This window comes from Pseudomonas syringae group sp. J248-6 (assembly GCF_032586995.1).
Lineage (GTDB): Bacteria > Pseudomonadota > Gammaproteobacteria > Pseudomonadales > Pseudomonadaceae > Aquipseudomonas > Aquipseudomonas amygdali.
The window spans coordinates 172877-178876 of the sequence record NZ_JAWHOP010000010.1 but is presented as its reverse complement, the minus strand read 5'-3'; the positions used below and the strand labels follow the sequence as shown (position 1 = coordinate 178876).

At 53.0% G+C, this 6000-nt stretch carries 5 protein-coding genes; 4 read left to right on the top strand and 1 reads right to left on the bottom strand.

Going from position 1 to position 6000, the window contains the following annotated elements; genetic code table 11:
* Nucleotides 1-191: 191 nt before the first annotated feature.
* The 4 genes from RYC17_RS15295 to RYC17_RS15280 all read left to right on the top strand — a co-directional run bounded on the left by RYC17_RS15295 (nt 192) and on the right by RYC17_RS15280 (nt 4757).
* Complete coding sequence (locus tag RYC17_RS15295; RefSeq protein WP_316890848.1) at nt 192-1508, top strand: MFS transporter; 1317 nt, start codon at nt 192-194, stop codon at nt 1506-1508.
* 473 nt (nt 1509-1981) lie between these two features.
* Nucleotides 1982-2251 carry a helix-turn-helix domain-containing protein gene (locus RYC17_RS15290; protein WP_080396197.1) on the top strand — a complete coding sequence of 90 codons (270 nt, stop codon included), beginning with the start codon at nt 1982-1984 and terminating at the stop codon, nt 2249-2251.
* A 182-nt stretch (nt 2252-2433) separates the two neighbouring features.
* Complete coding sequence (locus RYC17_RS15285; protein ID WP_058408822.1) at nt 2434-3153, top strand: hypothetical protein; 720 nt, start codon at nt 2434-2436, stop codon at nt 3151-3153.
* A gap of 731 nt (nt 3154-3884) precedes the next feature.
* Entirely contained in the window at nt 3885-4757 is an 873-nt protein-coding gene (locus RYC17_RS15280; RefSeq protein WP_316903643.1) for a hypothetical protein, read from the top strand.
* 4 nt (nt 4758-4761) lie between these two features.
* Here RYC17_RS15280 and RYC17_RS15275 read toward each other — a convergent pair whose 3' ends face one another.
* Complete coding sequence (locus RYC17_RS15275) at nt 4762-5838, bottom strand: diguanylate cyclase (protein WP_058408821.1); 1077 nt, start codon at nt 5836-5838, stop codon at nt 4762-4764.
* Between the last annotated feature and the right edge of the window lie 162 nt (nt 5839-6000).

Sequence of the window (6000 nt, the reverse complement as noted above, 5' to 3'; positions counted from 1 at the left end):
TCACGACGCTCTGCGTCGTCAAGAGGACGCGGAGCGTCCAGAAACGGCATGCGACGCGGAGCGCCGCACGATAGTTGCGATCATCGTTCCCGCTACAGGCCTCAGCTCCGTATCAGTGCGCCCGCAAGCTTTGCTATTCTTCGCGCCCTGTGAGCGCCAGGCGCTTTTTTCAGCCATGTTTCGGGGGCTTCATGACGGCCATCGTTCAATCCACTCCGCAACCTTTCACCAAAGGCGACTACAAGACTCTGAGTCTTGCGGCGCTGGGTGGCGCGCTGGAAATCTACGACTTCATCATCTTCGTATTCTTCGCGCTGACCCTCAGCCAGCTGTTTTTCCCGCCCGACATGCCCGAGTGGCTGCGTCTGCTGCAAAGCTTCGGGATCTTCGTGACAGGCTATCTCGCACGCCCGCTGGGCGGCATTCTGATGGCGCATTTTGCCGACCGGCTGGGACGCAAGCGGGTGTTCAGCCTGAGTATTCTGATGATGGCCCTGCCTTGTCTGCTGATCGGCGTCATGCCCACCTACGCACAGATTGGTTACTGGGCACCACTGGTGTTGCTGGCGTTACGCATTCTGCAAGGCGCAGCGGTCGGCGGCGAAGTACCCAGTGCCTGGGTCTTCGTGGCAGAGCACGCACCCCAGGGGCATCGCGGCTACGCACTCGGGGTGTTGCAAGCCGGCCTGACGTTTGGATACCTGCTCGGTGCGCTGACCGCAACATGGCTGGCAAGGGTCTTCAGCCCGGGTGAGATTCTTGACTGGGCGTGGCGTATTCCGTTTCTGCTGGGCGGTGTTTTCGGCGTCGTGGGCGTCTGGTTACGCCGCTGGCTGAACGAAACGCCAGTGTTTATCGCCATGCACGCCCAGCGTGAAAACCTGCCTGCACTGCCGCTTGGCCAGGTCCTGCGCGATCATCGCCAATCCTTGCTGCCTGCCGCACTGCTGACGTTTGTGCTGACCTCCGCAGTGGTCGTGCTGGTGGTGATCACGCCGACGGTCATGCAGCAGCGCTTCGGCATCAGCGCGAGCACTACGTTTGCCCTGAGTGCGGTGGGCATCGTCTTCCTCAATATCGGCTGCGTGTTGGCAGGCATGCTGGTTGACCGCATCGGTGCGTGGCGCGGCATCATCATCTACAGCCTGCTGCTGCCGCTGGGTATAGGCGTGCTTTACGCCAGTCTCATCCAGCAATGGATGCCGCTGGGTATCGCCTACGCCATCGCAGGGCTGGCCTGCGGGGTTGTCGGCGTGGTGCCTTCGGTGATGGTCGGACTGTTCCCTGCGAACATTCGTGTGTCTGGCATCTCGTTCACTTACAACATCGCCTACGCTTTTTGGGCGAGTACCACGCCATTGCTGCTCATCGCGCTGATGCCCTGGAATATCTGGGTTTGTGTGCTCTACAGCCTGGTCATGGGAATTGTGGGTCTGACGACCGCTGCAGTATTCGGCTTGCGCCGGTGTGTGGTGGTAGATGACCTGGCAGCCGGCCGAAACGGTTAGCATCAAGCCTGTTCCTGCTGGCGCGCCTCTTTCTCGCAAGCAGCCGCTCATCTATATGGGCGGTTTGCGCAAATGAAAAACATCAAGAAAGTTCTTCAAGTCAGGCGCGGTCAATTGTAACAAGTGATTGTAATTCTGTTTGCTCAAGTCTATCTTGCGCCCCTCTATATTATTTTTATTTACTGAGCTGGTGTGCTGTTGGCTGCCACGATTCCGACGTGCCTCGATTGGTGGGTTATTTGTGATTTCGTTAAATTGATAGAGGTAATTGTTCTGTATTTTCTGTAGGAGATTTCTTTAATAGTTTATTGCTTCATGATTATTCTCACAGGTCTTTGTTTTTGGCAGGATTTTGGTTTCTATTCGGATTTAATAAAAAACAATACTAAATAAAATGGTTTCTGTGCCGATTTACTTTTTAGGTCATGGAAGACGTGTGTATGAAACATCCTACAAATTTGCTTTAGGGCAAAATGATGGCAAGGGGAAGTAGCATGGAGGTGACAATGAGAGAGCAAGAGGTTCTTGGCCTGCTGTTGCAGGGCTGTACGAATAAGGAAATCGCCAGGCAGCTCCGTATCAGTGACTATACGGTTCGCGATCACGTGTCTTCGCTACTAAGAAAGAGCCGTGTAAAGACCCGTGTCGAGCTCATGGCGCGTTGTGTTTCTTTATGGCTTCCGGGAAAAAGTAACCGACCCCCTACATCTGTCGGATTGCGCAACGAGTCAGCACATACATAATGTGTCTTGTCACAGAACACATCTTGTCAGGGCGATCAGCGTTATCGGGGCAGTGCCCCAAGGTCAATAATTTCACTATTGCACTACGGTTGATTTCCGGTGGTCGGCTATCTGGTTGCCCGGAACAGATGGTTCTAAAGTCCGTCCATACGTCAAACCGTAAAGAATAAAAAGGAGCAATCATGACTGTTTGTTTTGTTCGGGGCCGGTCTGAGTCCGATCAGTCATTGCGGCTGGATCCGCATCGGCCCGGTTTGAATCTCACAACAGACTTCCATCGCCTGGCAACCCGGCAGTCGGCACTTTCGGTAACGCAACTTGCCGAGCAACAGAAAAAACTGTCCGGCCCCGTTGGCCTGTTTGCCAAGCTCTGCCGACAGGTTCGTTCGCATGGACGCCAGGCCCCGTTGATCGAAGAGGTCGAGCGGCTTGAGGGGCGCAAGCGCAAGTGGCTGGCCGAGCAGGCTGTACAGTTCATCCTGGGCTTGCACGGCCGCCGGCCAGCGGTCGACAACCCGTTCAAAGGCCTGTTGCGCGAAGACCTGTGTTGCATCGTGTTCGATGACGAATCGCTGCACACGCTGGTCGAGCGTTACACTGCCGGTGAAGCACTGCGGCACCAGGACAGTGAGTACTTCGTCAAACTCATTGCCACCACACGGAACACGGTCGAGCGACGAATCGTCTTCCACGGCCTGCTCGAACACTTCGACCGATTACTGCCGATCGAAAAGAGCATCTACCCGCTCAATTATCGCGCCACCCAGCTTGCCCATCTGGAGCAGGAAGAAACCCTCTACGGCAAGTTGATCATGGAGCAGCCCATTAGCGCACTGCTTGAAGTGCATACCCCTGCATGGCTGTTGGAAAATCTTTCCTTTTTTGAGTTTTCGATTGATTGAGAACCCGCCCTGGATGTCCACGGGCTAAGGCTTTTTCTGAAAAGTATTTGATATGGATATATAAAGCTGTTCGGGGTTTACGATTTTTTCAGTAATGGTTTTAAATTTTTTCGAGCTTTTTGAAGGCGTAGCATTAAATACCGCATGTTTTTATCAGTGGCTTATACAATAAAAGAGTAGTAAGAAGAATCGCAAATGCCGCGTGTTTTTAATGATAAATCATTGGGAAAAGTGTTATGAAAAAAATAGTACCTCTGTTGCTGTTGCTGTTGTTTTTGTCTTCGGCCAGTCAGGCTGCAGATTACTCGGTGACAACTACAAGAACACCTACGACTATAAACGGACCTGGGCATAATGCATTCTCCAGGCACCAGTTGAGATTGTCCGATTACCCTCGCGGGGCGGCCAATAACTCCCGATTGCGGAAAATCTCATGGACGGCGACATCATTTCCGGACAGTAAAGGTGAGCGCGCCAATCTTTGCTTTCGAACCACGGGTGTGCACGATATCGATTGTGTAACTATTATTCCTGGCGCTCCAGGTAGTACTGAGCTCTTCAATAATCTCGGTTTTAGCTACGCGTCGGATGTGATCATTCGGCACAACGCTGAAAGTGGACCTTGGCAAAGTAAGCCGTTGGGGGCGGAAACAGTCACCTTTCATTTAACGTATTGATTGTCGACCCCTGACGATAAACGTCAGGGGTTCTATAGGCCAGGAGTCCACTTTATGCGGGTAATCAGCTCTGGAATAGAAGCGCTGGTAACAGCAAGGCAACTCGATGAAAAAATAGCCTCTAAAAAAATACCCGTTCTTGCTAACTCATCCAGTCATACAAACTTTCTGGACCCCTCCGTGACAATCAGTGGCGGGGCGATTCTCAAGCAGAGAATTTTCGGACTGACAGACCCTAAATTTCCAGCACCCATGCTGGGTAAGGCAGAGTGCGGCACGTCCATGCCTGAAGCCTTTTTTTTAACACGGGATGACCGGAGGCTTCTTGGCGAGGTTTATGAGTGGGCCAGAGATCAGGGGGCTGATCTTTTCTACGTCGATGACTTGGCGTTTGGGCTGGCATCCTACAGGGAGAAAGACGATGGAAGGATCTGGTCTCGTCATAACCAAGGCAAGACCTATGACATGGAAGGGCACAAGGTCTTTTACAGTTTTACAGATACAAATGCGGCGACGGCCAAGCGTATTAGTGAGGGAAGCGCTTTAACAACGACACGGCTGGATCAGGGTTTTATTCGTTTTATCACGGACAAAGACTACGGTGCCCTTGGTCACAACCACTTTGAGTTCATGGAAAAAGTCATCAATCGTTTTTCGACGTCGGGGGAAAGGGACCAGCAACTTGGACCTGACTATGCTACCTATAAAAGCCAGAAAAACGACTACATTAGAACTCTGTCAAAGGAAAAGTACGCCCCTGGCGAGGGTGACATTCGGGAAACAGGCATCCCCGCTCAAAAAACCGCAAAACCCAAGGAAATCACCCTGGAAAGCCTGCGAGAAGACATGCGCAACTCGTTCATGAAGGCAATGGGCATCAAGAACTTCTCATCCCTGTTTGACGTCCTGTTCAAGAACCGGCGTTGACCGGTCAGGCATCGGCACTCAGTGGCTGGAGCTCTGACGGCATATCCTGAGCGCTGGCCACGCAGTTGCGACCGGTGCTTTTGGCGAGGTACAGCGCCTTGTCTGCTTCGTGCAACCAGGATGAGGCATCCGGCAGTTCAGGAGAATAGGCGGCTATGCCGATACTCAGGCTGACCTTGAGATCGCGCTGCAAAGAGTAGCTCATTTCATCTATCGCCAGACGCGTGCGCTCCAGGATTTCCCTCGCTTGAAACAAGCGGGTGTCCGGCAGAATGACGCAGAACTCATCTCCGCCACAACGTCCGATCAAATCCGAGTCCCGCAGGTTTTCCATCAGTGCTTCGCTGATGTTCTGCAGCACGGTGTCGCCCATGAGGTGGCCGTAGGTATCGTTGATGACCTTGAAATGGTCAATGTCGATCAGTGCGATGACGCACTGCTGATGCTGGTTCTGGCTTTTTGCGTACTCCAGATCAAGCAGGTCTTTCCATGCGCCATGATTGAGCAGTCCGGTGAGGCTGTCGGTACGGCTTATTTTGCGCAGGATGTTGCGATGCTCCCAGAGCTTCAGGGTGACCTGATGGCTCATCCAGCCGATGAAAATAGGGTAAATCACCAGGACGGGAAGGCAGGCGTAGATCTGTGCAATGTTGCCATGCAGATTGACTACGGGGTTAAGCACGGCAAGCGAGATCAGCACCCCCAGCGCCTGTGCGCACAAGCCTTGCAGCATCAGGCGTGGCCCGGCAGCAGCCATGTTATGCATGGCCATCATTGCGATGACCGTAACGCTGGGCACGGCACTGAAGCCCATCGCGCCAATCCAGAACCCGCCCATCAGCGAGTCGAAGAGTAGATTGCGCCATTCAGCCTGATAGGGTTCGCGCGATTTTTTCGCAATCTGGTAAGCAACATGCGGCCAGATCAGGGCATTGAGCAGCGCCAGTGTCCAAAGCCAGTGTGCAGCATTCACGTAATACAAAGACACAGCGACAGTAATAAAGCCAACGCTGACACCGAGTGATCTCGGCGCGTAGATCCGCTTGGCGAATGCCAGTCCCTTGCGGTGATATGAGCTCATAGTTCCTTACCGGACATAACGTCTTGAATCGGTCAGAAACCATGACTCCTTGACCGAAAGGCTGGAGTTTGAGCGTTCGCCAGTGTCATGGGAAGAGCATTTTGCAGTGCAGTGTCAATTAGCTGCACATCGGGAAGGCTTGCCTGTTTCGGAGTCAATTAA